This is a genomic window from Spirosoma flavus, from assembly GCF_054778555.1.
The window spans coordinates 187,313-213,871 of the sequence record NZ_BAAGZL010000009.1; the positions used below are offsets into that span (position 1 = coordinate 187,313).

Here is a 26,559-nt window from a genome sequence, read left to right on the forward strand (position 1 = left end):
AGCACCCTCTAAGCCCCGAAACGTACTTTGCCGTAGTACACTGAGCGTTCAGAAACGCGACACTGCATGCAAACTTATAAATCCACGTTTAAGCGATTACTGATTGTTTCTTACCGGTTGCCCTTTACGATTCAACAAACCGATGAAGGTACTGAATTACGACAAAATTCGGGTGGCCTGGTTTCTGCGGTTCTATCAATGGCGGAGCAAATGGGCCAAAAGCAGGGCAATTTGGCAACCAAAATACATTGGGTAGGCTATGGCGATACGTCGCTGCAACAAGCCAATCCGGAAATGCTCGAAAATGATACGTTTGTAGCACACCCGGTTTATATAGACGATGACGTCCATACGGGATTCTACTACGGCTTCAGTAATGACTTAATCTGGCCTTTGTTCCATTATTTTCCTTCCTATGCGTCGTTTAAGGAGTCTGATTTTCAATGTTATCAGCAGGCCAATACGCGATTTCTGGAAGAACTGACTACCCTAATTGAACCGGGTGATTTAGTCTGGATTCACGATTTTCAGTTGATGCTTTTGCCTGATATGGTTCGTCAGGCGGTACCCGATGCCACCATTGGATACTTTTTTCACATTCCGTTTCCTACGTATGAGATTGTGAAATTACTGCCCCGTACCTGGCGCCATATGCTGATCAAGGGAATAATTGGCGCCGATGTGGTTGGTTTCCATACAATGGACTACGTACAGCATTTCCGGCAGTGCGTTTCCGAAGTGTTGGAACTGCCCATAATTGATTCCCGAATCGTATTATCAGACCGGTCTGTAGTTGTAAAAGATTTTCCAATTAGCGTTGATTTTCACAAGTTTAACGAAAGTGGGAAGGAACCCGACGTACTTCAGACACGCCTTCACTACCAGCAGCTGCTTCGCCATAACCGCATTATTTTTTCGGTGGACCGGCTCGATTATACGAAGGGAATTATTTACCGACTTCGTGGTTTTGAATGGTTTTTGACCCACCATCCAGAGTGGCATGATAAAGTGGCTTTTGTGATGACGGTTGTGCCGTCGCGTGATAAAATTGGTCAGTATCAGGAACTTAAACGCGAGATTGAAGAAACCGTCGGACGTATCAACGGGCGGTTTGGTACGATTGGCTGGCGACCAATTGTGTACTCGTACAATTCATTAACCTTCACTGAATTATTGGCGTTGTATACGGCCTGCGATATTGCGCTTATCACACCGATTCGCGATGGCATGAATCTGGTCTGCAAAGAGTTTGTGGCTAGCCGACACGATCATAAAGGTGTATTGATTCTGAGTGAATTAGCTGGAGCTGCTCAGGAGTTACAGGATGCGCTGATTATTAATCCAACCGATACGCAGGAAGTAGGAAAAGCTATCCAGAAGGGTCTGGAAATGCCAGAATCGGAACAGGAACGTCGAATGCTACGTATGCGGAAACACCTGCAAAACCATACCGTATTTCGCTGGAGCCATGATTTTCTGGCGGCCTTTAACGACGTAATAAATCATCAATCTGAACTGGAAACAGACTTGCCGGTTCAGCCGTTCGTCAACACGTTCGAAGAAGCGCATCAGCGTTTATTGTTGCTGGATTTCGACGGTACGTTGGCTCCAATAGTGAATAATCCGGCGGATGCCAGCCCATCTGAATCGCTGAAAAATACGTTGCAGAACCTGGCCGAAAGCAGTGACGTAGTGGTCATTAGTGGCCGAAATAGGGCGTTTCTCGAAAAAACATTCGCGGATATTCCGGTTCATTTAGTGGCCGAACACGGTGCTTTTCTGAAAAAACCGGATCAACCCTGGAAACGACTCGATTTATCGACGGATGATTGGCTGACGGAGGTTCGGTCGACAATGGCGCCATATACAGAAAGCTTCGCAGGTTCTTTTATCGAGGAAAAGGAAACAGCACTTGTCTGGCACTACCGAATGGCTGATTTTGAGGACATTGAAGGACAAGCGGCAGATCTGGCGAATCGACTTCGGGGAACATCATTTTCCATCCCGTTATCCGTGATTCAGGGCAATAAAGTAGTGGAAGTGAAAGCGGCTCAGCATAGCAAAGGAACCGTAGCCCTCACCATTTTGGAGCAGAAATCGTATGATTTCATTGTCAGCATTGGCGATGATACCACCGATGAAGATATGTTTCGGCAATTACCAAACTGGGCGTACACCGTGAAAGTTGGGGCTGGTCAATCCTTCGCCCGCTATCGGCTGGCTCGCCAACAGGACGTAGAAACATTACTGCATCGCATGAGTGGTGTGGGTGTTGCGGCCGAATAGACCTTAAAGAGAACTTAAGGTTTACTTAGAACACCATCGCTAGAAACCCGTTTATCTAAATAGTTTTCAGTCTGTTGTCACAGATTATCAGCCGATAATGGTAATCGCTGGCTTTGAAACACCAACCCTTTTCCTAATGCTATGAAGCTTTTAGTAGTTGAAGATGAGGCCAAAACGCTGCAAGCCATTCAGCAGGGGCTGGAAGAAAGCCAGTTCGAGGTAGATATTGCCTATGATGGACTGATTGCCCGGCGGCTGGCGTTGAAAAATAATTATGCCGCCATCATTACCGACCTCATTTTGCCGGGGTTAAACGGCTATGAACTCTGTCGGCAATTGCGGGCCGAAGGGCTAACTACACCCATTTTGATGCTGACGGCGTTGGGCGAAACGGAGGATAAAATTTCGGGTTTCGACGCTGGGGCTGATCAATACCTGACCAAGCCGTTTCAGTTTGCCGAGTTACTGGCGCGGGTTCGGTCGCTCACAAAACGGGGTACGCAGGTAACCATGACGGCCCAGACATTGCGCTATGGAGGCATTGAAATGAACCTTGATGCCAAAACCGTAATGCGCGACGGTAAGCTGATTGAACTGACAGCCCGCGAGTTTGCGCTACTGGAGTTTCTGATGCGAAATCAGGGACGTGTTTTGTCGAAGCCGGAAATTGCCGAACACGTCTGGGATCTAAACTTCGATACTGGTACTAACGTAGTAGAGGTGTATATCAATTACCTCCGCAAAAAAATCGACCGGGATTTTCCCAAAAAACTGATTCACACGCAGTTCGGAATGGGGTATATGTTCAAAGAAGAATAAAGTGGTACCTCCCTATGACCATTCGCAAACGATTGACCATACGCTTCACAGGCTTGGTATCCAGTATTTTACTGTTAGCGTTTGTGAGCATATATGCTTTCTGCTGGTATTTTATCTCTTCTGATTTTTATCGCCGACTTGACCGCAAAGCGACCACGGTCGGCGATATGCTGGTCCGGCATCGGCTGGACGCCCGACTGGTTCAGCAACTAAGCCAGATTCGAAAAGACCAGTTACCGAACCAGAAAGTTATTGTTTACGATAACAAGAACGTAGTACTCCTGAATACGAATGAGTCACTTATACTGGACATTCCCGAATCAGTCATTGCCAGTATTCGGGCAAACAAACGAAAAGATTTTCAACAGGATGGCTTTTATCTGTCGGGTATTCGGTTTATGACCGCTTCGGGTCAACTCGTTGTGATTGCCAGCGCCGAAAATACGTATGGAGACGAATTTTTAAGGAGACTGCTCTGGTCATTAGCCGGGCTTTTATTCCTGATTGTGGGCATCACGGCCTTTTCGGGTTACTTTTTTGCGGGCGATGCGTTACGTCCGATGCAACAGATTGACCAAATTGTAAACGATATCTTTCCGAATAATCAGGATGAGCGTTTACGGGTTACTCAGGAAGCGGATGAAATCAGCCGACTGTCGGCAACGATCAATCGATTGCTGGATCGGGTGGCCGAGTCGTTTCGGTTGCAGCGTATGTTCGTTGCCAACGTATCGCACGAACTAAAAAATCCACTTACGCAGATTAGCTCGCAGCTGGAAGTCAGTTTGTTAAACCAGCGTGATCCTGAAGCTTATCGCCAGACGATACGCTCGGTACTGGATGATGTGAGCGACTTAACCACACTCACCCATGAACTCCTGCAACTCTCAAAAGTGAATCAGGATGGCGCCAGCAGCCTGTTGACCGATGCGGTACGTATGGATGAGATCGTTTGGGATATTCGCCAGCAGGTGATGGCTATGAACCCGCAATATGAAGTAAAAGTCATGTTAGGCGAATTGCCCGACGAACCCGACCAACTGACCGTGCAGGGTAACAAAACGTTGCTGGAAACCGCCCTGAAAAACCTCACGGAAAATGCCTGTAAATTTTCGGACAATGGACAGGCGCTGGTACACATCAATTTTGATCAGAACGTAGTACATATACGGATTCAGAATACAGGCAAGCCGATTTCGCAGGCAGACCTGCCGTATATTTTTGAGCCTTTCTACCGAAGTCGTCAGACGGCTAACATACAGGGATATGGTGTGGGATTATCCTTGGTTGAGCGGATCATTCGGCTGCACGGCGGACTAATTAGCGTTACGTCAGCAGCTGGCCAACCGACCATTTTCGCTATCGAGCTTCCTCGATAGTACCTGTCTTCTAAGCAGATTCTAAGGAGTTTATCAGCGAATCCTAAGTAACGGGTGACATCTTTGAACGTATCACCCGCCTAACGATTAGCCTACTAACGTAACAAACTTATGTCCGAACGTACTGACCCTTTACTTTACACGCCTTTTTTTCCGCCCAGCCCAGTTTCGAAGCAGACCCGAAACCACAATAAAAAATTGTTTGGCGAAGAACCACCCAAAAATCCGGATTGGCTCCTGATTTTTATGGGCATTGTATTTCTGGCGACGTTACTTATCGTCTGGTTAGTAGATATTCCAAGTTTAATAAAATAATCAGAATCTAATAGATGAGTAACTGACTGAACAAGAGTCAGTAATTTTATTTTTTGCTCTCTGTCCGAATTTGCAGCCACCTTTCAATCCGACATTTTTCGCTGGCCGTATGGGGTCGGGAAATTTTCCGAATACGAGCGGATTCCCGACGTATTACAGCGATACATCGGCCGTTGGTCAGCTTATCTGCTCTGGATTTGCAAGTTGATCTTTTACGACGAGTTTTGATTGGGTCATCGCTTCACGAGCGAAACCGGTTTTAAGGTGCTCATAAAACGAAACAGGGTCAATTAAGGATGCTGCCCCCTGTGCCATAAGTCCACCCAGCAATAACTGAAATATAGCCGAGTGCCTGTCCGTCATTTCCAGCACAAGAATGGCCGCTGTGAAAGGTGAACGTACCACACCCGTCAGAAAACTGACCATACTCACCAGAATAATCAGGTTCGTATCGCTCGGAGCTACGTTGGTAAGTCGTGAAATCAAATCGCCGAGGATTGCACCGGCGCTGAGGGACGTAGCGAAAATACCCCCGGCGGCTCCGCTGCTGTAACTGAGCGCCATTCCGGCAAATCGCACTGGAAATAGATACCAGGCCGTTTGATGATCGTTTTGGAACAAAAGTCGATTGATAATCGGCTTCCCGGTTCCCATGGCATCCGTACCGATCCAGAAAGCCAGTCCAGCCAGTAATACACCGCATCCGGCCACCCAGCCAATCTGCTCCGACCAAGTGCGAAACCGCCGACGGTAGGCATTGAGCCACAATAGTGTTTTGGCTAAAACGGCGCCCGCCAGTCCGCAAAAAATGGCTACTAACACCACAATACCCAGCACCCAGCCGGTCGATGCAATCACTTTCGGAAAGCCCAGATACAGATAAGGCCCCTGAATAGCCTGAGCGGTCATACCCGCAATGATCACCGCCGTAAAAACCGCCGTTCGAAATCGGGTGATGTGGGTTTGGGTGAGTTCTTCAACCACGAAAACAATACCACCCAGTGGCGTATTGAACGCAGCCGCTAGCCCGGCAGCACCGCCCGTCACCAGCGCAATTTGGCGAGACAACTGCGGCCAGCCAGAGGGTTGTAATCGATTAATAGCCCGAAAAATTGCGGCTGAAATCTGAATCGTTGGACCTTCCCGACCAATCACTCCTCCGCCCATTAACAGAACAACACTGCTCAATATTTTAACAAGGGCAACGCGCAAACTGAGTAAATAAGCTGTATGGCCATGGGTGGTAGGCGCCGACAGTTCGATGCCGGCCATCACCTGCGGAATGCCGCTTCCACGCGCTGCCGGTGCCAACAGCCTTACTGCTAACCAGGCGGATACGAAAGCTACTGGCGTCAGCAGAAAAGCCAGCAACGGCTGCTTACTTAGCCAGGTAAAGCTCAGATGTTCAGCCCATGCAAACAGTTCTTCGTAACCAACCGCTGTGAGTCCAACCAATAAAGACGCAATCCAAAATGGAAGACTTTGTAAGATAATTTTACGGACACGATCGGTATACAACCGGCGAATGACGTACTGGTCGAGCCAGGCGAGCACACGTGCATACCGGGTCAATTTGGGAAGCTGCATTAGAAATATTTCTTTTTATACGTAACGCAAATTGCCATGGGTTGATTTAGCGGGAGGAACGATCTAAGCAAATTCTAAGGAGTCTTTAAGACTTCTGTAACGTCTCAGTATCAGCTTTGTCGCATTCCTTCACGTGTAACAAACCAACGTTTATGGAAACTGCGACACGCAACCAAATAAATTTAGCCTGGATACTGGCGACTCTGATTGGCCTGTGCTTATTCGGAGGTATTTACTGGAACAATAATCAGACGTTAACGCATCTCTATGATCAGGCTGATCAACGGGCGGATTCCTTGTTATCAGTCAAATTTCTGCTCGAGGGAGATAACCGTGATCTGCAAAGACAACTGGAAACGACCGCTGACGACAACGACTTTCTGGATAGACGTAACAAAAAACTGCACGAACAATTAGCCCAAAATAGCCGTATGATGATGGGCTTGCGTCAATCCAAAACCAAACAGACACGTACCATTCAAAACCTGGCCGATAGCCTTAGTCAGCTACTGGTTATTCGCGATAGTCTGGAAAATCAACTGGTGGCCATGCACGATAAATTGAATTGGCAGAACCAGTCGGTTGCTTTATTGACTAGGCAGAAAAATGAGCTGGAACAGACTCAGAAAGTCATGGACGAACGCCTATTAACGATGGTGCCTCGTTCTACCATTACGGGTGATGCGTTTCGAGTAGACGTTTTTAAACCGAACAATAAAGTGACGGCTAAGGCAAAAAAAGCAAACACGCTCACGGTATCGCTGAACGTACCAACATCCCTTAATCTGGAGGGTAAGCAGGAGCTTTATTTAAGCTTAACCAATCAACAACAGGAGCCCATGATGCCCGCCATTCGCAACACGACCGTTACGTTACCCAATATCAACGAGGTTATTCCCATCCATGCCGAGCAGACTGTGAATTTCGCCCGAAACCCACAGCGAATTTCGTTTAGTATTACGCCAGACGCTGCCGTAAAAGCGGGAACGTATCGGGCATCGGTTTTTACGAAAGACACGTATTTGGGCTCTATTGAGTTTCAATTGCGGGACAGTTTCTGGTTCTTTTAGTTAATCAATAAACAGATTGAAGAACTATGGAAACACTAAACTTCAAAACAAACATCAAAACCAGTGAGGATGTCGCGGCTGTTACGTTGCCGCTGAATGACATTGAACAGGTCGACGGCTGGAATATAAATACAGAATCTGCCGACAAGTTGCTAACCGTGCAAACGACCGACAATCGCATTGCCGACTTAGTAGAACAGGCCGTTCGGAAAGCGGGTTTCCAGGCCGAGCAGGTGGCTGGGTAAGAATGCCAATTTGATAAAACTCAACGATTATGAAAACGATATATAGTGTGGCTACGGCCATATTTTTAGGTATTGGACTGAACGCCTGTACACCCAAAATGACTTTTGTTACGTCTACAATTGTTCCGGCCGCTTCCGGAACGGTCAGCGTAAAAAAAGATAAGAATAAGAACTACGTTACGAACGTAACGGTGATGAATCTGGCCGAGCCCAAAAACCTTAGTTCGGCCAAAAACACGTATCTGGTCTGGATGGAATCCAACAATAACTCCGCAAAAAAACTAGGGCAGTTGATGCCAAAAGGTAAGGGGTTGAAAGGAACGCTAAGTGCTACGTCGATTGATAAACCTGACCAAATTTTTATTACAGCAGAAAACAATGCCGATATACAGTATCCAGATGGAGAAGTTGTTCTGACAACCAGAAAGTAAATAAGAAATCTGTGTACTAAGCCTGAATCCCCTGAAGGGTACTTTGTCTACAAGTGATGAAAGTACCCTTCAGGGGATTTAGGGGTATGGAGGTAGAAATGCTTTCTAAGCCAATTCTAAGCAGTATTTAAGCCCCCTCTTAGATCTGAATAGTAGCTTGCTGATGCTTCCCCGGATAACCGGTGGGCACTAAACCGAAGCAAGCATGAAAACGCATCTAACCTATTTATTGCTTTCGGGTCTGGCAAGCGCTACGTTGGCGCAAACCCCGGCTCCCGATGCAACTACCCTGATGAATCTGGGGCGTTTCGATGAAGCCAACGTATTACTGACTCGAAACGCTCAGCAAAATCCATCCATACAAACGTATTTCGACGCCGGTTACGGCTACTTACGCGCCGGTAAACCAGACTCGGCTCGAGTTTGGTTTGACAAAGGCATCTCAATGGATGAAAAGCGCGTTCCGTTGAATCAGACGGGAGCAGCCATTACGTACCTCGTGAAAAGCGATATGGCCAATGCGAATCCCAAACTCGAAGAGGTTGTCGATAAAAGCAAAGGCAAAAACGCGGAAATCCTGTATCGAATTGGCGAAGCGTACACGGGTTATTTAACACCCGGTAACGGTTCGATTAAGCCAATTTATCCGAAAGCGGTAGATGCCGCCAAAGCCATCGATTACCTGAATCGGGCTGCCGAACGAGATAAGAAAAGCGCAGCCATCCAACTGGCACTTGGCGATGCCTATTACCTGAGCAGTAACGCGGGTACGGCTGTGACGCGCTACGAAAATGCGATTGAATTAGGTATGAATCCATCGCGCGTGTACCAACGTATCGGCGACATCTACTGGCAGGGACGCAATCTTAATTTGGCCGTCGAAAATTATAAAAAAGCGATTGAAGCCGATGCGAACTATGCCCCCGCTTATAACCAACTGGCTGAACTGTATTTTCTGGTCAATCGCTATAAGGAGGCTGCCAATTACATTGATCGGTACGTGAACGTATCGAAGGATAAACGGCAGGAAACGCTGCTACGTCAGGCTCAGTTTCATTTCCTGGCTAAAGACTATCAACGTACTGTTAATCTGATTGATAGCAATCGAACCGCCCTGGCGCAGAATCCAATCGTTTACCGCATCGAAGGGTGGGCGTATTCGTCGCTGAAACAGCCGAAGGAAGCTATACAGAATATCACTATGTTCCTGGAAAGAGCGCCCGACAAAGCCATGCCCGACGATTATAAGTACTTGGGTAATGCCTATTTAGGTATCGAAAATGCAGGCAGCGATTCGCTCAAAGCGATTAGTGATTCGATTGGCGTAACGTATCTGACGAAAGCCGCGCCATTCGATACGACGGATAATCTGTACAGCGATATCGCCAAATATTATTACCGTGCCAAGAAACATCCCGAAGCAGTGGCAGCTCTCAATTCGGCGGCTAAACATGGCTTCAAAGCCGATGTGCAGGATTTATTCCGATACGGGATGAGTAACTACACACTTGGTTTTCAACGCGATAGCCTGGGTAAATTAGTTCGCGATACGCTTCGTTTCGCCAAAGCCGACTCAGCCTTGGCCCTGGCTCAAAAAGCTTCTCCCGATTATGCACCGACTATATTATATCGGGCCAAAGCAAATTACTACGCCTATACGCCCGAAGAGGCCGTGCGCAATGGCAAAGCGAAACCGTATTTTGAGCAGTTCATCAGCATGGTATCCGATAAACCAGAGGAGCGAAATCGCTACAAAAACGATCTAGTTATTGCCTTTAAGTACCTGATTTCCTACCACGAACTAGTCACTAAAGATGAAAATGCCCGAAACGAGTGGCTTCAGAAAGGACTTTCGTTATTTCCTGATAATAAGGATCTAGCCAAAATTGCAGCCCCCGATACGGCAGCCAGCAGTAAATAAATTACTTTTTTCAAGGTTGAACATGCCCACCAGACCGCTACCGGAGCTTGATCTCGGGTAGCGGTTTTTTATGCCTGAATCTGCTGGTGTTTAATTAAACGACTGCCTGAATGCCAGCGGAGATAGGTTCGTTTTGGTTTTGAACAGTTTACTAAATGATTGCAGATGTTCAAAACCCAATCCATAAGCCACTTCACTAATGGACAGATCGGTGGTAGACAGCTTTTCTTTCGCTTTCTCAATCAGTTTCTCGTGAATGTGTTGCTGAGTGGTTTGCCCGGTAAGCACTTTAAGCAGACTGCTTAAATACTTGGGTGACAGGTGTAAGGAGTCGGCCAGGAATTGCACCGTCGGTAAGCCTTTTGACAGCAGATCGTCGCTGTTGAAATAATCCGTCAAAACCTGTTCCATACGCTCTAGTATTAGATGAGCCGATTTTTCGCGGGTAAGGAATTGCCGATGATAAAAGCGATCCGCATAGTTGAGAAATGTCTCAAGGTGTGAAAGGATAATCCGCTTACTGAACTTGTCAATATTAGACTGGCACTCCTGCTGAATACTTTGAAGGATGGTAATGAGCGTTTTCTCTTCTTTTTCGGACAGAAACAACGCTTCATGGACCGAATAATCCCAGAAATCGTACTGCTTAATGGTTTTCGCTAAGGAGGAATTCCATAAGAAATCAGGATGGATCAGCAGTAGCCATCCTGACTGGGTTAGTCCTTTGTCGGTATCGATGGAAAGACTTAACACCTGATTCGGCGCGACAAACGACATAATTCCATCTTCGAAATCATACTCCTGCTGCCCATATTTTAGTTTGACCTTTCTGGAATTAACCACTCGTTTTAGGCCAACGCAGTAGAAATCATAGACCCAGCTCATTGGCTCATGAATGGTCAGGCGTTCAACGGACTGAACCTGAAACACGCTGATCAAGGGGTGTTCCGGCTTGGGCAAGTCCCTGAACTGATGAAATTCGCTTATCGTTTTGAAACGCTTTACAGACATTACTTTTCCTTTCTGATTTCTAATACCAGTTTACCCCGCACATGGTTGGTTGCGCTTTCCCGATGAGCGTCTGCCACTTTTTCCAATGGATACACCTTACTTATAATCGCTTTTACCTTGCCTTCTTCAATCAGTTGCGTAGTGCCGCTGAGGGATGCTGTATAACCCAGTCCACCACCGCCCACAAAGACGCCCGTGGCCTGCTTTTGGGCCAGCGCATTCAGAAACTCATCACTAAAAGGGCTATCCAACTGCGTACACACATAGAGGCCACCTTGGTTCAACACAGCGGCTGATTTTAATCGCGTGTTGTTATCCCGAACGGGGGAGGCATTAAACACAAGATCTATGTCTTTCAGGAGTTCATCAAATCGTTGATGCTTATAATCAATCACCTCATTACAACCCAGTTGCGTTAAAAAATCAGTATTGTAGTCCGACGCCGTTCCGATCACATAGGCGCCCTTGGCTTTGGCGAATTGCACGGCCAACGTACCAACACCGCCAGCGGCTCCGTGAATCAAAACGCGATGGCCGGGCTGTATCTGACCCAAATCCACAATGCCATTCCAGGCAATCAACGCGCACGAAGGAATGGCCCCCGCTTCATTAAAACTACTGTTTTTGGGCATTAAAGCAAACTGGCTTGCCTTGGCCGCAACGTATTCGGCGTAACTACCATCGCCGGGAAAGTTGGGGACGCCATACACTTTATCGCCTGGTTTGAAATCAGTTACCTCGCTACCCACTTCCTCGACGACACCCGAAACGTCTAAACCCAATCCTAACGGTAGTTTTAAGAAGGGTCTCAATAAGTCATTTCCGCCCTGTCGAATGATGTAGTCGGCAGGATTTACACTAGATGCATAAACCTTGACTAATAACTCATCATTTGCGGGAGTGGGTCGTTCTACGTCTTCTAACTTCATGACCTCCGGTCCGCCAAATTCATGAATTCTGATTGCTTTCATGGCTCTGTTTTTTGTTTGTGCAAAGCTCTGTACGTCCGTCAAAACAGATTTAGTCGAAATACCCTTTCCTTTAGTCAAAACTCGCAAAACCTTTGGCCAGCTAAGACGATGCCTGATTTATTAAGGATTTTGAGGGTCTATATGTATTCAAGCGAAGCCAATGTGGCGGGTTCGTGGTCTTGATAAAACGGCTACACCGCTAAAGTCTATTAGAGGCTTCTTGAAAGCAGAAATTGATATTGATGCTTAATGGAATTATATCAATTTCAATACGTTACACTATTCATTTTTGCTCAGCGTATACCCTGCTACTGTCGGCAAAGTCAATCAGATAGTAGACGTTCTAAGCAAATTCTAAGCACTTTTTAAGCCTCCTTTTAATCGCCTAGACCTTCTTGCAACAGGATCAGGTAGGCTACCGCTAACCCGATCAGTGATTGTTAATTGTCTCAATTACAGCAGATCTATACTTCTTTATGCGATACTATCCGGGCATAGTGGCTCTCTTACTAAGTTCTTTATTGACGGCCTGCTCCGATCATCAGGAGAAAAAACAGGAGCAGGTCATCACGCTTCCGGTCATTCAGTTGACTCGTCAGGATGCGACGTTGGATCATGACTATGCCAGCAATCTGGAAGCCGTACAAAACGTAGAAATCCGCGCCCGGGTTGCTGGTTATTTAGATAAAATTCTGGTGGATGAAGGCCAGCCGGTTCATAAAGGTCAGCTACTGTTTCAGCTCAATCTCACCGAGTATAAGGTAGAAGTTGACCGGGTACAATCGGCTTTAGAAAGTGCTGTTGCCGAAGAACAATCGGCTGAAGTCGAGCTGGATCGGGTAAAATTGCTGGTGAATAAAAACGTCATTTCTCCCTCTGAACTAAAGTTGGCTAAATCAAAAATGGCCACTGCCCGCTCGGCCATCAACGGCGCGAAAGCGGCTTTAAACAAGGCGCAATTTCACGTATCACTAACCAGCATCCGCGCTCCCTTCGATGGCGTTATCAACCGATTACCGTTTAAACGGGGTAGCTTAATTGAAGAAGGCGCCCTGTTGACATCCATCTCCGACATCCGGCAGATGTACGCGTACTTCAACGTATCGGAAAAGGAATACCTCGCCTTTATCAAAAAACGGCGCGATCCCGAAAAAACTACGGTTCGCGAGGTCGATCTGCTCTTAGCCGACGATTCCCCGTATCCCTATAAAGGCAAAATCGAAACGACCGAAACCATATTTGAAGACAATTCCGGTACGATTGCGTTCCGGGCCACCTTCCCCAATCCAAAACGAATATTGCGACATGGCGCTACGGGTAAAGTTCGCGTGGAAACCGACGTAGATGACGCTGTACTAGTGCCTCAGAAAGCGGTTTTCGAAGTGCAGGATAAAAACTTCGTTTATGTAGTCGATGCTCAGAATAAAGTGAAGGCCCGGAGTTTTGTACCGCGCAGCCGCGTCGATCAATTGTACATCGTCCAATCGGGTCTCCAACCCGGCGACCGAATTGTATACGAAGGCATTCAGAGCCTCCGCGATGGCATGACCATCGTTCCTAAATCGCTGCCTACTAAGAATTTACAAGCGCTCTACGCGTCGGCTCAGTAATCACAGTACTCAACTGCTTATGTTCAATACCTTCATAAAAAGGCCCTTACTATCTACGGCCATCTCCGTCCTGATTGTCTTGTTGGGTCTGCTGGCTCTGTTCGGCCTGCCCGTTACGCAGTTTCCCGAAATCGTGCCGCCTTCGGTAACGGTAACCACACGCTATACGGGTGCCAGCGCCGATGTGTGCGTGAAGGCCGTAGCGACTCCGCTCGAACGGGCCATCAACGGCGTGCCAGACATGACGTACATGACGTCCATTTCTGGTAACGATGGCTCTACGTTAATTACGGTTTTCTTCAAAGTAGGCACCGACCCCGATCTGGCAGCTGTCAACGTACAAAACCGCGTAACGACTGTATTGGATGAATTGCCGGAAGAAGTCATCAAAGCGGGTGTGGTGACCGAGAAAGAAGTAAACAGTATGTTGCTGTACCTCAACATCGTAAGTGACGATCCCAAGGTTGATGAGAAGTTCATCTACAACTTTGCCGACATCAACGTACTGGCCGAGCTCAAACGTATTGACGGAGTCGGTTTTGCTGCCATTATGGGTAGCCGCGATTATTCCATGCGCGTGTGGCTCAAACCCGACCGCATGACCGCCTACGACATTTCGCCCGACGAAGTGGTGGCCGGAATTCGGAAGCAGAACGTAGAAGCCGCTCCCGGAAAAGCCGGTGAAAGCGCCGATACTGCCCCCCAAACGCTGCAATACGTACTACGTTATACCGGTAAATTCTTTGAGCCGGCTCAGTACGAAAATCTCATCTTACGGACCAATCCGGATGGTTCGCTGCTACGTCTGAAAGATATTGCTGACGTTGAATTCGGCTCTCAGAATTACGGAATTCTTTCCAAAAACGATGGTAAACCGTCGGCGTCTATCATGCTCAAACAGCGTCCCGGTTCAAACGCCAGCGACGTCATTGCAGCCGTTAAAACGCGTATGGCGGAATTGAAAGAAACCTCGTTTCCGTCGGGGATGACCTACAACTATGCTTACGACGTATCGCGCTTCCTGGACGCGTCAATTCACGAAGTGGTGCGTACGCTGATAGAAGCTTTTGTGCTGGTGTTCATCATTGTATTCCTCTTCCTGCAAGACTGGCGTTCGACGCTGATTTGCGCCTTGGCTGTGCCGGTAGCGCTGGTCGGTACGTTCGCTTTTATGAGTTCTATTGGGTTCTCAATCAATCTGTTAACCCTGTTTGCGTTGGTGCTGGCCATCGGGATTGTGGTCGATAACGCCATTGTGGTGGTGGAGGCCGTTCACGCCAAGATGGAAGAACCCAGAGCATCGGGGCATTTGTCGCCACGAGCTGCTACGTTCGCGGCTATGGGCGAGATTGCCGGGGCGATTGTCGCCATTACGTTGGTGATGTCTGCCGTGTTTGTGCCGGTAGCGTTTTTGTCGGGACCGGTGGGTATTTTTTATCGGCAGTTCTCACTTACGCTAGCTATTGCCATTGTGATTTCCGGTATCAATGCACTTACGCTGACGCCCGCTTTGTGCGCGATTCTGCTTCGACCTGTGCACGGTGAGAAAACCGGATTACTGGGCCGATTTTTCGCTCGATTCAATCAGGGTTACGAAGCACTGGCAAGAAAATACCAAGGCCTGCTACGTCGGATTGTAAACCGAAGTACCGTTACGTGGGGACTGTTATTACTGTTCATTCTGGGTACCTGGGGCGTCAGTACTATTCTGCCCGGCGGCTTCATCCCGACCGAAGATCAGGGAATGATTTACGTGAACGTAACGACTCCCGTTGGCGCTACCGTGGATCGAACCGAAAAAGTGCTGGACGCTATCGAAAAGGTGGCATCTCAGCAAGAATCCGTAGAGAACGTTTCGACGCTGGCGGGCTATAGCTTGCTGACCGATGGGGCCGGTGCTTCGTACGGAATGGGGATGATTAACCTCAAGCATTGGGATGAACGCAAAATTTCGGTGGCGGAGTTGATTGCTACGTTGGAAGAAAAAACCAAAGACATCACCGATGCTACGATTCAATTCTTTCCACCACCTACCGTTCCGGGTTTCGGTAATTCGAGTGGATTTGAATTGCGATTGCTCGACCGGGGACGTAGTGGCGACTTGACGCAAACGGCCAAAGCAGCGCAGAATTTTATCGCGGCTCTGAAAAAACGCCCGGAAATCGGCGATGCCTTCACCAGCTTCGATGCCAGCTTCCCGCAGTACATGCTACACGTCGATCAGGAGAAAGCGTCTCAAAAAGGCGTGTCCATCGACAATGCTATGAGTACACTGCAAACCATGATGGGCAGTTTTTACGCGTCGAACTTCATCCGGTTTGGGCAGATGTACAAGGTGATGGTGCAGGCCGCGCCCATCTACCGTACTAAACCCGAGGACGTATTGAACATGCGCGTGAAGAACGATCAGGGCGAAATGGTCCCTTATTCAAACTTCGTCCGGCTGGAACGCGTCTACGGTCCTGAGCAGCTTACCCGCTACAACATGTATACCTCGGCGATGATCAACGGGGATGCCGCACCCGGCTACAGTAGTGGCGACGCTATTCGGGCTATCGAGGAAGTGGCGGCTAAAGAACTGCCCAAAGGCTACGGTTTCGAATGGTCGGGTATGTCGCGGGAGGAGGTTATGTCTGGCGATCAGGCGCTGTACATTTTCGCGATCTGTCTGGTGTTCGTGTACATCCTGCTGATGGCGCAGTACGAGAGTGTGTTCCTGCCACTATCGGTACTGTTATCGCTGCCCACCGGGATTTTTGGGTCGTTTGCTTTCCTGCAACTGATGGGTTTGCAAAATAATATTTACGCGCAGGTCGCCCTGGTAATGCTGATCGGGTTGCTGGGTAAAAATGCTATTCTGATTGTCGAATTCGCGAATCAACGCCAGAAAGAAGGCTTACCCATTGTCGATGCCGCTATAGAAGGAGCCGTCTCCCGACTACGTCCGATTTTGATGACTTCTTTTGCTTTCATCGCCGGACTAATTCCGCTGTGTATGGCGTCGGGCGCGGGTGAATTGGGCAACCGGTCTATCGGTACGGCTGCGGCTGGGGGTATGTTTACCGGTACGTTGTTTGGGCTGATCATTGTACCCGGTCTGTACGTATTCTTCGCCAAAATCGCCCAGCGGTTTGGCTCCAATCAGCCGACTGACGATGATGAGTTTTCAGACCATCATTCACCCAAAGCCGATGCGCACGTAGCCAATATATCCAATCAACCACACGTCAATGGCACCGTTATTCACTCATAAATCAGTTAACACCCCCAACCGACCCGTCGGACCGCCCCAGAAGGGGACTTCTCGCACAATTAATTTAGCCCCCTTCAGGGGGGTGGGGGTAAAGTATTCGGCTATCTTCTTTCTCGTTTTTACAGGCTTGCTGAGTGGTTGCCAATTGCCGAAAACTATGACCCAACCGGCCGCTAAACCGATACCCGTTACGTTTGCAGGCCAAAGAGATTCTGTCGGTATCGCCAGTCAGAATTGGCGAAACTTCTTCGCCGATCCAAATCTGGTTCAGCTCATCGACACGGCACTGGCAGGAAATCTGGACCTACGTATCGCGACCCAACGTATTGAAGCCGCACGGGGCGCGTTTGAATACAGCCGTGGTTTTTTGGCTCCGCAGGTCAACGCTGTGGCATCGGCGGGGGTAGATCGCTATGGGAATTATACAATGAATGGTGTAGGCAATTTCGATACGAATTTGTCCGAAAATATTCGGGGTAACGATAGAATTCCAAACCCTACGCCCGACTATTTTTTAGGTGCCCGCAGTACGTGGGAAGTGGATATCTGGGGAAAACTCCGCAACCGGAAAAAAGCGGCTTACCTACGCTTGCTGGCTTCCGAAAAAGGGCGTCACGCAGTTGTTACGGCGCTGGTTGCTGAAGTGGCTCGCTACTATTATTCGTTGCTCGCTTTGGATGGTGAACTGGAAATTCTTCAGAAAAACATCGATCTCCAACAAAATGCGCTTGAGTTAGTCCGTATTCAGAAACAGGCTGGTCGCGTTACTGAGCTGGCTGTTCAGCAGTTCTCGGCCCAGCTTTTGAATACCCGAAGTCGACAGGGGCGCGTTCGCCAGCAAATTGTTGAAGCTGAAAACCAGTTGAATCGTTTGCTAGGCCGTTATCCTCAACCCGTTTCCCGCGGAAAATCGTTGCAGGAACGCGAATTGCCCGGTCAGGTATTGGCGGGTCTTCCGACGCAGATGTTGGTTCGTAGGCCTGACATCCGGCAGGCTGAACTTAACTTACAGGCTGCCAATGTGGATATAGACGTAGCAAGAGCGGAATTCCTGCCTAGTCTGAATCTGAATGCCTATGTCGGTCTGAATGCTTTCCGAACGGCGGTGTTATTTAATCCGGCATCCATTGCTGCTGGACTTTTGGGCGGCCTTTCGGCGCCTGTGATCAACCGACGCTTTCTGAAAGGAAACTATCGACAATCGGAGGCACAGGCGAGAGAATCACTCTATCGCTATCGTCAGACCATCCTAACCGGTTTTAGTGAAGTAACGACCAATCTGCGCGGTGTAGAAAATTACCGGAACGTAGCAGATTTGCAGGCGCAGGAAGTCGATGTACTCGAAGAGGCTGTCACTACGTCGAATGATCTGTTTTCCAATGGTTATGCGTCCTACCTCGAAGTCATTACCGCACAACGTAGCGTACTGGAAGCCGAATTAGCACTTATCAATACTAAACAGCAACAGTTTTTAACGATTACCGATTTGTATCGGGTGCTGGGTGGCGGCTGGCAGTGAAGCAAGTTACTGACTTTGTATCTTTCTCCCCCTGCTGTCGAACGTAGTGCTTAGCATTCCCACACATGAATAGAACTGTGGGAATGCTCTAGGTTGAACAGCCAACAATAGTCTAAGTTTGAAAACGAGCGCAACCATCTCAACCATATTCTTTCATCATTTAACGGCGCAACTAGCGTAAAAGGCGATCGGTAATTTCATAGTCGTCACCTTGAAAATTAAATGATGAATAACGAGAAAGGTATTGAGAACTGGATTCAGTCAGTTACCTCGATTTCCATTTCATAGATATCATCGATGTAGTAGCTTGATTTGAAAGTCGTCGTTACCGATTCGGTAAATTCCTGATTTGAATACAACACGCGGACGAATAAAGGCTGTTTGGTTGAAATTCGCCGGGCCGAAACCCGATACGTTCCGATGGGGACGCCCTGAGCCGAATAATAATCGGTGTGAAAGGTGAGCGTTTCGCCTTTTGTTCCATCAATCAGCGCAACGGGTTCTAATTTGAATTCAATATCACCCGTGCTGAAGCGGGTTCTATTTGTTACCCGAACAGTTCCGCCGTATAGTCCGTCATCGCCGAAATTCCCAGTTTTTTCACCCCATAGTTTGAGTTGTAAATTTTTGATAGCTCCTTCATCGGGCGTGAATGTTCCGTCGTCTTCGATAAATAGTGGCAACTTATACACCTTTCCTTCAAAGGTCATTTTAACCGAACCCCTTACGTAAAACGCGCCGATACCGGGTTCGTTGGGTATGCTGATTTTGTAATTCCCATTCGCGTCGGTTGTTCCTACCACGCTCTAATTGAACCAGATAGCACTATTGGCATTAATAGTAGCTCCCGCTAACGGGCGCCCTTGAGTATCGACAACGTGTCCTTTGACAAAGCCTGGCTGAATTTTACCGGAATCTGGGGAAAGTGCGTCCGAATTTTTGGTACAGGCCGTTAAACTCAGCAGCCCTACAACTAATAAAAAACGATTGACTGTATTCATCATGATTGGTTGTTTAAAAAGAGAAACTAGAAATGGCTAAAAAGCCTGGATCAAATCAGGGCAGTTGACTTTTTTTCGGCTAAAGGCTTTGTCGATTGATTGAGCAGTTCGGCGATGTATTGTTCGCACAGCCGGTTGGTGTCATATTGTTTAAACTCAGCGCCAAGTCGTTGGACGTTAATTCGGTAGTACGGATCGCTCAGCACCTGCTCAACACTCTTCTTTATTCTGGCGGGTGTGGGCGTTTCGGTTTTCAGGTTGATGCCAACTTTGAAATAGCCGATACGTACCGTGATCTCGTTTTTTCCTTCGTGAACGCCCGCAGCCACCAGCGGTAGTTTGTGTTGATCGGTGATGGCTCCGGAACGGGCAATGCTACTGGTAAAAATAACACCTATATTGGCCGGTCGGCCGGTCTGGCAGGCAATGGGGCAGGGAATCAGAACACCTTCATTGGTTTTCAGGCACGTACCGGTGGTGGCAACGTCGATAATTCCACGGCTATTGGCGTCAATGCCATCGTAACGGCCAGCAATTCAATGGTTCTGGGAGCGCCGGGCGCTAAAGTGGGCATCGGCAACTCGGCTCCCAACAACAGCCTAGAAATCACGAAAGGCGCGGACAATCAATCGGGGCTGCGGTTTACTAACCTGACTAATTTATCACCCGCTACGTTCCTTAATCAGACTAAGTTTCTCAGTGTCAATGAGCAGGGCGACGTAGTAATGGCCAGTATAAACGGGTCTGCTCGCGAAGGCGTAAGTGAATCGCTGTGGCAACGTAACGGCTCATTTTTGCAGAGTACCCAGAATAATGCCGTTATCATCGGTAGTAACGTAGCACGCACCCCAGCCGGCTACAAGCTATTTGTGGAGGAGGGAATTCTGACCGAGAAAGTGAAAGTAGCGGTTAAGAATGCCAGTGATTGGAGTGATTACGTCTTTGCTGATACGTATCGACTGAAGCCTTTAGCCGACGTAGCGCACTACGTTAGCCTCCACAAGCACTTACCCGGCGTTCCTTCGGCTAGGGACGTAGTGAATCAGGGTATTGACGTAGCAAAGATGGATGCTACGTTGTTGGAGAAGATTGAAGAGTTGACCCTGTACAGTATTCAACAGGAGAAAAAGTCAGATCGACAACAGGCAGAGATTGATGAATTGAAAACGTTAATAAAACAGCTTTTGGCAAAGAAATAGCCAGTTAAGTATCCTTGTAAATTCCCTCCCAGACCGACGTCTCCCAGGGTCGGTCTGGTACTTTCTCATCCTGCTAGCTACAGCCTTCGCCAGGATGGTCAGTGAAAACTAAGAGTCTGATTTTAATTAAGGTAGAGCCTTCAGCTCATCCATACATCCCATCAACTTAAACACCTAACTTTTCATTTCAACCCCATTCATCTTTAAAAACGGCGGTTCAGCAACTCATCTTAGTCGTGTAAATCGGACAGCAGATAGCCGTTCAGACATCACGAATTAATCTCTTTTCTCTCATTTACTAAGATGAAAAATAGCTTTACACTATTGGCTTTACTGTTTAGCGCCTTCGCGCTTCGCGCCCAGCCGACCAATTACACGGCTACTACGGCAAATTCGACCACGCCGGGTATGTACAACACTTTAATTGGCCCTTCGGCCGGTAATACAACCATGGGTGGTCTTGGTAACAGCATAATTGGCTATCAGGCAGGGGTCAATAATGCGAATGGCCAGTATAATAATTTCATCGGCTATCAAGCCGGCTACAGCAATCAGAGCGGTTTCAACAATGTCTATTTAGGGGCAAAAGCAGGTTATCAATCTGATGGTGGAAGTAATGTATTTGTGGGCGCTTTCAGCGGTACCGCCAACACGTATGGCTATAACAATCTATTTCTGGGCGCGCAGGCTGGTAGCAGTAATTCAATGGGACATAATAATTGTTACTTAGGAAATCAGGCTGGTATGACTAATACAACGGGTATAGGCAATACCGTCATGGGCTCCAGAGCGGGATATAACCATACTGGATCATCGAACGTGTTAATTGGTTACGGGGCTGGTTATGGTGTGCAGGCCGACAACAACACCATCATTGGTGCACAGGCAGGAAGGGCGGCTTCTTTGACGGGTGGCAACAATACCTTTGTGGGCTATCAGGCGGGTCAGAACAACACAACCGGCGACTATAATGTGTTTCTGGGTCAACAGGCTGGCCTAACCAACACCACCGGAGCCAGCAACCTGTTTATGGGTTCTTACGCGGGAGCCAGCAACAATGGCTCGTATAATCTATTTATCGGCAATGGCTCGGGCCAGAATAACACCTCGGGACTGGGCAATACCTTCATCGGCGATGGTTCGGGCTATGCCAACGCCACCGGTCAGAACAACACCTACATCGGCCGGGGTGCTAACTTCGCTGGCAACGGGTTGGGCAGCAACAACACCTTCATTGGCTTTCAGACCCGTACCGGGGGCGTTAATGTGGACAATGCCACCGCCATCGGCGTCAATGCCGTGGTCACCCAGAGCAATTCGGTGATTATAGGGGCGCTGGGCGCCAAAGTGGGCATTGGTAACTCGGCTCCTAACGCCACCTTAGAGATTACCAACGCCAGCGCTAACCAGTCGGGGTTGCGCTTCACCAAGCTAACCAGTGGCTCTCCGGCCTCGGTGACCAACGCTACCAAGTTTCTGACCGTCAATGGCAGTGGCGATGTTGTGCTGGCTAGTTCGAATGGCTCCGCTCGCGAAGGCGTAAGTGAATCGCTATGGCAACGTAACGGGGGGTATCTGCAAAGCACTCAGAATGATGCGGTGATTATCGGCAGCAACGTAGCGCGTACTCCGGTCGGTTACAAGCTGTTTGTGGAGGAGGGAATTCTGACCGAGAAAGTGAAGGTGGCCGTCAAGAACACCAGTGAGTGGAGCGACTACGTGTTTGCCGATACGTATCACTTGAAAGGTCTGTCGGAAGTGGAGCAGTACGTTAAAATAAACAAGCACCTGCCGGGAGTGCCCTCGGCCGAAGAGGTAGTGAATCAGGGTATCGACGTAGCAAAGATGGATGCTACGTTGCTGGAGAAGATTGAAGAGTTGACCTTGTACAGTATTCAACAGGAGAAGAAAGCTGAGAACCAGCAGCAAGCGATTACGAAATTACAGGCAGACAATACTGAGTTAAATACCAAAGTCTCTCAGCTTGAGGCAATGCTTAAACAATTATTGGAAAAGAAATAGACTGAGTCGGGTTGAATATACCGGAACACAGCATCGGTCAATAGTATTTCGTACCCATGCCATCGTGTGATGATAATGACACGATAGTATAAGCTGCTCATAATTAAAACTCTCCGCGATAAATCAACTGGCTAGATTTGTCGCGGAGAGTCGATAACGTTAGTGAAAAGGTCAACGCAGCAACTATAAGCCTGGAACTCGCCATGGCGACCAGCCTCCCTCGGGCACCATATGCCCCCGTGCCAAACCGCAACGGAAATTATTTGTCGACTTGCCAGCTCGTGCCTGCATGAAACGCCACCAAAGCGTATACAAACCCAAATCATATGAGTACCAACAGACCCGGTACAAACCAGCGCGATTCACGTAGCTGCTGCCAGTGCTGGCGAAGACGGATAGGATGTTGCTGGTTAGCGGACGATTGGCCCTTTATTGACAACCTGCTGTAATACCTTATTGATAGAATAAACGACGCCATTTGTGGCGCGAATGTCCGCCTGAATGACATCGGCTACGGTACCCCGGCCGTCTTTGATCGTGATGTCATTCCCCTGTTTGTGCACGATAAGGATTTGCCCCGTCAAATTGGTCAGGCTCTGGCCATCTTTTAACTGGTCGGACGTGAGTCGTCCTTTTACTACGTGATAAGCCAGAAACTGAATAAGCCGCTTTTTACTCGAAGGCAGCAGTAGTTCATTAAGATCACCATCCGGGAGTCCGGAAAATGCCGCATTAGTAGGGGCAAATACAGTATATGGCCCCTTGTCGTACGCTCGGTTAAGTAGACCCGACGCCTTCAGCAACTGAAGTAACGTAGTATGATCAGCTGATTTTGCCGCGCTGAGTCCCAGGCTCGTTCCTGTTTTTACACCACTAGCTTTTAAGGAGGAACTGCCCGAATTGTTTGTCTGAGCAACTACAGGGGGCGCAAGAATTATCAATCCTAGGCAAAAAAGTCCCCAAATAAGTCGATAGCTGAATTTCATACCTGAACGTTGAGAAAATGTAATTAGCGCGCGTTAACGCTCAAACCCTTTTAACCCTGAATTCTAAAAATGGTTATTTTATTCTACACGGTGCTTTACGGCCAGCCACCCAGTATCCACGAATTTGTGGGGATCTAGTTCTATTCTAAGCAAATTCTAAGGCCCTGTTAAACTTTTCTTAAGAAGAGTTTAACAATTTTCATTTCGTTGCCTTCACTACGTTGAAAAAGGCCGAAAAGCAAGCTTATGAATAGTCTGCCATCAGAAAAAATACTGGTTTCTATCGATTTTACGGAAACATCGCTAAATGCACTGGACGTTGCCATTCAGTTCTGTCGGCAGCAGCAAACGGGTCTTCACCTACTTTATATATTGCCTTATGACGAAGTTGGCGTTAAATCTGTTAACCAGCCATCAACTGTTTTGCCGACAAATCATCTGATCCGGGAAGGAGACAGTATGATTCAGATGCTGGCCACGATAATAGCTCAGGAGCAGCATGTTTTTTGCTCGGCTAGCCTTCGGGTGGGGCTTGTACATGAGGAAATAATCAATGCAGCTCGTATGCTTAATCCAGCATTGATTGTGATGGGTACGCATATTGGATCATCTCTACAGGCCTTTCAAACCAATAACGAAGCCTATCAGGTAATCAAAACAGCCCCTTGTCCCGTACTGACCGTACCAGATAACCATAAACGTACTACGTTTGGCCATGTTCTTTTTCCGATAAGGCCCATACCGTATGCAGCAAAAAATATGATTTTGCGCGAAAGATTATTCGGAACATCGGTACAGACCTGACGGTATTAGCACTAACTATTCCGGACGAGTTCATTAGTATGGATCAGGTGCAGGAAGCTGTTTCCGAACTGGGCCAGAAGCTTACACAAGATGGTATTAAAAGTCAAACTATCTATATACCAACCGAATCGATGGCTGACACAGTCCTGGAAAAAGCCGCTGAATTACAATCCGATTTGTTAATTATTACTGCCCGGCTGGCTACAACAAGTGATAACTTTTTTATCGGTCCCTTCACCCAGCAGATCATTCATAATGCCCTCATACCTGTACTGGCGATACGACCTGAATCGCCAATAGAGCCAGCGGTTAGTCAGCATTCCTGGCAATTTGACCAGGCTAATGTAGATCTGACAGCTCTGTAAAATAGTCGATCACAAGTTACAAGCTTCAAAAGCTATTTTAATATAATACGGTCGCTCAACCGAATCTTCTCTAAACTGGGCAGCCTTGTTTAAAACGCTAGATCACTCTGATTATGAACAAACAAGCCTATATCCAACGAGTAGCCGACTGGGCCAGAACTCACGGTTTTGTCGAGATAAAAGCCAATACCGATGGGTATGATAAACCGATTACGTATGATCGACAACAAGATGGTGAATCGTTTACGCCCGACGTAACCGGAAAACAGTTTGATCAAAAGTCATACTTTGAGGTAATTATGAAAACGGACGACATTGATCCGTTGATGTCTAAGCTGAAATTATTAGGACAATTGGCCGCCAGTCGAGGAGGACAACTATACCTAATGGCGCCCAAAGGAAATTTGCCCTTTGCGAAGTCAGTAATGGCTGACTGTCAGATTACGGCTGAGTTGGTCCATTTATTATAAGCTAGCCCTCATATTTAGAGAGCTAATGCTTTGCATGATTACGACTCTGTTGGGTACAACCGTCGGATGAGTCGCTCCATGGTCAACCCTTGCCCGATGACAGAGAATAAAACGACGCTGTAGGTGATGGTGACCAGCAAATCTTTATGGGGTAATGCATCGGGTATAGACAGCGCCATGGCGATTGACAGCCCTCCACGCAAACCGCCCCAGGTAAGCATGATCGGTGCTTTATCATCCAGTCCGAGCCAGCGCTGAGCCAATCGGAATGGTAACCAGATTGATATAAACCGGGCCAAGAGTACCACGAGAACCGTTACTGCACAGATCAGCCAATAGCTCGACTGAAAATCCAGAGTGAGTAGTTCAAGGCCAATTAACACAAATAAAAGTGCGTTGAGGATGCTGTCAATCAACTCCCAGAATTTATCAACATACTCTTCGGTCTGATGGCTCATGGCTTCACCCCGGGCGCGATCACCGACAAATAAACCAGCTACAACCATGGCCAGTGGTCCGGAAATATGCAGTTTCTGCGCCAGCAAATAACCACCCATAACCCCCGCAATGGTGATAATAACCTCGGTTTGGTAGTGGTTAATCGAACGCAGAAGCCAATACATGCCGTAACCCAGCGCTAAACCAAATAAGATTCCTCCACCAGCTTCTTCCAGAAATAACAATCCGATTTCACCCACACTAATGCTTTCTGTTCCATTCACTACAATTCGGTAAATCGACGCAAAAACCACTACGCCAACCCCGTCGTTAAACAAAGATTCTCCGACAATATTGAGTTTGACGCTTTCAGGGAGTTTGAATTTGGCCAGAATGCCCAGTACAGCAATCGGATCAGTGGGGGAGATCAAGGCGCCAAAGAGCAGGCAAACCGGTAGGGATAAGCTAAACCCTAACCAACCTGCTATAACATATAAGCCCGTTCCAACCAGTGCCGTACTCAGCAATACGCCGACTAACGCGAACAACATCACCGACTTGCGTTCGACCCGTAATTGGGCGGCATCTGTGTGAAAAGCACCAGCAAACAGTAGAAAACTCAGCATGACGTCGAATAGCACACGTCCGAAATCAATTTCCCTGGCAGCCTGTCGCACCAGTACAAACCAGGAAGGTTGAATAGCGTTTACGCTAATTAACATCGCCGAAAACCCCAGGGATAACACCATAATTCCAATGGCATCAGGCAGTTTTAGCCAGCGCGTATTCAGATAGGCAAATAAGGCTGCGATGACAATCAAAAGGGTAATCAAGGTAAATAGGCTCATGTTGTATTG

Annotated in this window: 24 protein-coding genes; 16 read left to right on the plus strand and 8 right to left on the minus strand. The window is 47.9% G+C overall.

What is annotated here, in order from left to right:
* Positions 1–66: 66 nt before the first annotated feature.
* The 4 genes from ACYVF1_RS30560 (at position 67) to ACYVF1_RS30575 (ending at position 4,799) form a co-directional block, all read left to right on the plus strand.
* Positions 67–2,286, plus strand: a complete 2,220-nt coding sequence (locus ACYVF1_RS30560; RefSeq protein ID WP_461086212.1) for a bifunctional alpha,alpha-trehalose-phosphate synthase (UDP-forming)/trehalose-phosphatase — start codon at positions 67–69, stop codon at positions 2,284–2,286.
* 141 nt (positions 2,287–2,427) lie between these two features.
* Positions 2,428–3,105 carry a response regulator transcription factor gene (locus tag ACYVF1_RS30565; RefSeq protein ID WP_461086214.1) on the plus strand — a complete coding sequence of 226 codons (678 nt, stop codon included), beginning with the start codon at positions 2,428–2,430 and terminating at the stop codon, positions 3,103–3,105.
* 14 nt (positions 3,106–3,119) lie between these two features.
* Positions 3,120–4,484: a sensor histidine kinase gene (locus tag ACYVF1_RS30570; protein ID WP_461086216.1), complete on the plus strand. Its 1,365-nt coding sequence runs from the start codon at positions 3,120–3,122 to the stop codon at positions 4,482–4,484.
* 111 nt (positions 4,485–4,595) lie between these two features.
* A complete protein-coding gene (locus ACYVF1_RS30575; RefSeq protein ID WP_461086218.1) occupies positions 4,596–4,799 on the plus strand; it encodes a hypothetical protein in 204 nt (67 codons plus the stop codon).
* Between the two features lie 177 nt (positions 4,800–4,976).
* Here the strand turns inward: ACYVF1_RS30575 and ACYVF1_RS30580 are convergent, their stop codons facing one another.
* On the minus strand, positions 4,977–6,386 hold the full coding sequence (locus ACYVF1_RS30580; protein WP_461086220.1) for a chloride channel protein: 1,410 nt from the start codon (positions 6,384–6,386) through the stop codon (positions 4,977–4,979).
* A gap of 152 nt (positions 6,387–6,538) precedes the next feature.
* Between ACYVF1_RS30580 and ACYVF1_RS30585 the strand changes: the two genes are divergently transcribed.
* The 4 genes from ACYVF1_RS30585 (at position 6,539) to ACYVF1_RS30600 (ending at position 10,053) form a co-directional block, all read left to right on the plus strand.
* Entirely contained in the window at positions 6,539–7,456 is a 918-nt protein-coding gene (locus tag ACYVF1_RS30585; protein ID WP_461086222.1) for a hypothetical protein, read from the plus strand.
* 26 nt (positions 7,457–7,482) lie between these two features.
* Positions 7,483–7,701, plus strand: coding sequence for a copper chaperone (locus tag ACYVF1_RS30590; RefSeq protein ID WP_461086224.1), 219 nt, complete (start codon positions 7,483–7,485; stop codon positions 7,699–7,701).
* 29 nt (positions 7,702–7,730) lie between these two features.
* Complete coding sequence (locus ACYVF1_RS30595; RefSeq protein WP_461086226.1) at positions 7,731–8,132, plus strand: hypothetical protein; 402 nt, start codon at positions 7,731–7,733, stop codon at positions 8,130–8,132.
* A 205-nt stretch (positions 8,133–8,337) separates the two neighbouring features.
* Entirely contained in the window at positions 8,338–10,053 is a 1,716-nt protein-coding gene (locus ACYVF1_RS30600; protein ID WP_461086228.1) for a tetratricopeptide repeat protein, read from the plus strand.
* Positions 10,054–10,143: 90 nt separating this feature from the next.
* On the opposite strand, the gene ACYVF1_RS30605 is transcribed toward ACYVF1_RS30600, so the two are convergent.
* Positions 10,144–11,064, minus strand: a complete 921-nt coding sequence (locus tag ACYVF1_RS30605; protein ID WP_461086230.1) for a helix-turn-helix domain-containing protein — start codon at positions 11,062–11,064, stop codon at positions 10,144–10,146.
* On the minus strand, positions 11,064–12,035 hold the full coding sequence (locus ACYVF1_RS30610) for an NADP-dependent oxidoreductase (RefSeq protein ID WP_461086232.1): 972 nt from the start codon (positions 12,033–12,035) through the stop codon (positions 11,064–11,066). The genes ACYVF1_RS30605 and ACYVF1_RS30610 overlap by 1 nt, the downstream gene beginning before the upstream one ends.
* A 476-nt stretch (positions 12,036–12,511) precedes the next feature.
* Between ACYVF1_RS30610 and ACYVF1_RS30615 the strand changes: the two genes are divergently transcribed.
* Genes ACYVF1_RS30615 through ACYVF1_RS30625 form a run of 3 tightly spaced genes read left to right on the plus strand, consistent with a single transcriptional unit; the run spans position 12,512 to position 18,417 of the window.
* Complete coding sequence (locus ACYVF1_RS30615; RefSeq protein ID WP_461086234.1) at positions 12,512–13,645, plus strand: efflux RND transporter periplasmic adaptor subunit; 1,134 nt, start codon at positions 12,512–12,514, stop codon at positions 13,643–13,645.
* Positions 13,646–13,664: 19 nt separating this feature from the next.
* Positions 13,665–16,898: an efflux RND transporter permease subunit gene (locus ACYVF1_RS30620; RefSeq protein WP_461086236.1), complete on the plus strand. Its 3,234-nt coding sequence runs from the start codon at positions 13,665–13,667 to the stop codon at positions 16,896–16,898.
* Positions 16,876–18,417, plus strand: coding sequence for a TolC family protein (locus ACYVF1_RS30625; RefSeq protein WP_461086238.1), 1,542 nt, complete (start codon positions 16,876–16,878; stop codon positions 18,415–18,417). Before ACYVF1_RS30620 ends, ACYVF1_RS30625 begins: the two co-directional genes overlap by 23 nt.
* A 257-nt stretch (positions 18,418–18,674) precedes the next feature.
* Here the strand turns inward: ACYVF1_RS30625 and ACYVF1_RS30630 are convergent, their stop codons facing one another.
* From ACYVF1_RS30630 to ACYVF1_RS30640, 3 genes are read right to left on the minus strand one after another with little or no spacing between them, the layout of a single operon-like run.
* A complete protein-coding gene (locus ACYVF1_RS30630) occupies positions 18,675–19,220 on the minus strand; it encodes a hypothetical protein (RefSeq protein ID WP_461086240.1) in 546 nt (181 codons plus the stop codon).
* 3 nt (positions 19,221–19,223) lie between these two features.
* Complete coding sequence (locus ACYVF1_RS30635; RefSeq protein WP_461086242.1) at positions 19,224–19,421, minus strand: hypothetical protein; 198 nt, start codon at positions 19,419–19,421, stop codon at positions 19,224–19,226.
* A 47-nt stretch (positions 19,422–19,468) separates the two neighbouring features.
* Entirely contained in the window at positions 19,469–19,747 is a 279-nt protein-coding gene (locus ACYVF1_RS30640) for a hypothetical protein (protein ID WP_461086244.1), read from the minus strand.
* Between the two features lie 12 nt (positions 19,748–19,759).
* Between ACYVF1_RS30640 and ACYVF1_RS30645 the strand changes: the two genes are divergently transcribed.
* Positions 19,760–20,617, plus strand: a complete 858-nt coding sequence (locus ACYVF1_RS30645; RefSeq protein ID WP_461086245.1) for a hypothetical protein — start codon at positions 19,760–19,762, stop codon at positions 20,615–20,617.
* A 303-nt stretch (positions 20,618–20,920) separates the two neighbouring features.
* On the plus strand, positions 20,921–22,639 hold the full coding sequence (locus ACYVF1_RS30650) for an autotransporter outer membrane beta-barrel domain-containing protein (protein WP_461086247.1): 1,719 nt from the start codon (positions 20,921–20,923) through the stop codon (positions 22,637–22,639).
* Positions 22,640–23,049: 410 nt separating this feature from the next.
* Here the strand turns inward: ACYVF1_RS30650 and ACYVF1_RS30655 are convergent, their stop codons facing one another.
* Entirely contained in the window at positions 23,050–23,625 is a 576-nt protein-coding gene (locus tag ACYVF1_RS30655) for a fasciclin domain-containing protein (protein ID WP_461086249.1), read from the minus strand.
* 246 nt (positions 23,626–23,871) lie between these two features.
* On the opposite strand from ACYVF1_RS30655, the gene ACYVF1_RS30660 reads away from it, so the two are divergent.
* From ACYVF1_RS30660 to ACYVF1_RS30670, 3 genes are all read left to right on the plus strand, one after another.
* Positions 23,872–24,429: a universal stress protein gene (locus tag ACYVF1_RS30660; RefSeq protein ID WP_461086251.1), complete on the plus strand. Its 558-nt coding sequence runs from the start codon at positions 23,872–23,874 to the stop codon at positions 24,427–24,429.
* 38 nt (positions 24,430–24,467) lie between these two features.
* Entirely contained in the window at positions 24,468–24,794 is a 327-nt protein-coding gene (locus ACYVF1_RS30665) for a universal stress protein (RefSeq protein WP_461086253.1), read from the plus strand.
* A 113-nt stretch (positions 24,795–24,907) separates the two neighbouring features.
* The gene (locus ACYVF1_RS30670; RefSeq protein ID WP_461086255.1) at positions 24,908–25,264 is read left to right on the plus strand and encodes a hypothetical protein; all 357 of its coding nucleotides are present in this window, start codon (positions 24,908–24,910) and stop codon (positions 25,262–25,264) included.
* A gap of 38 nt (positions 25,265–25,302) precedes the next feature.
* On the opposite strand, the gene ACYVF1_RS30675 is transcribed toward ACYVF1_RS30670, so the two are convergent.
* Positions 25,303–26,550, minus strand: a complete 1,248-nt coding sequence (locus tag ACYVF1_RS30675; protein ID WP_461086257.1) for a cation:proton antiporter — start codon at positions 26,548–26,550, stop codon at positions 25,303–25,305.
* Positions 26,551–26,559: the final 9 nt, after the last annotated feature.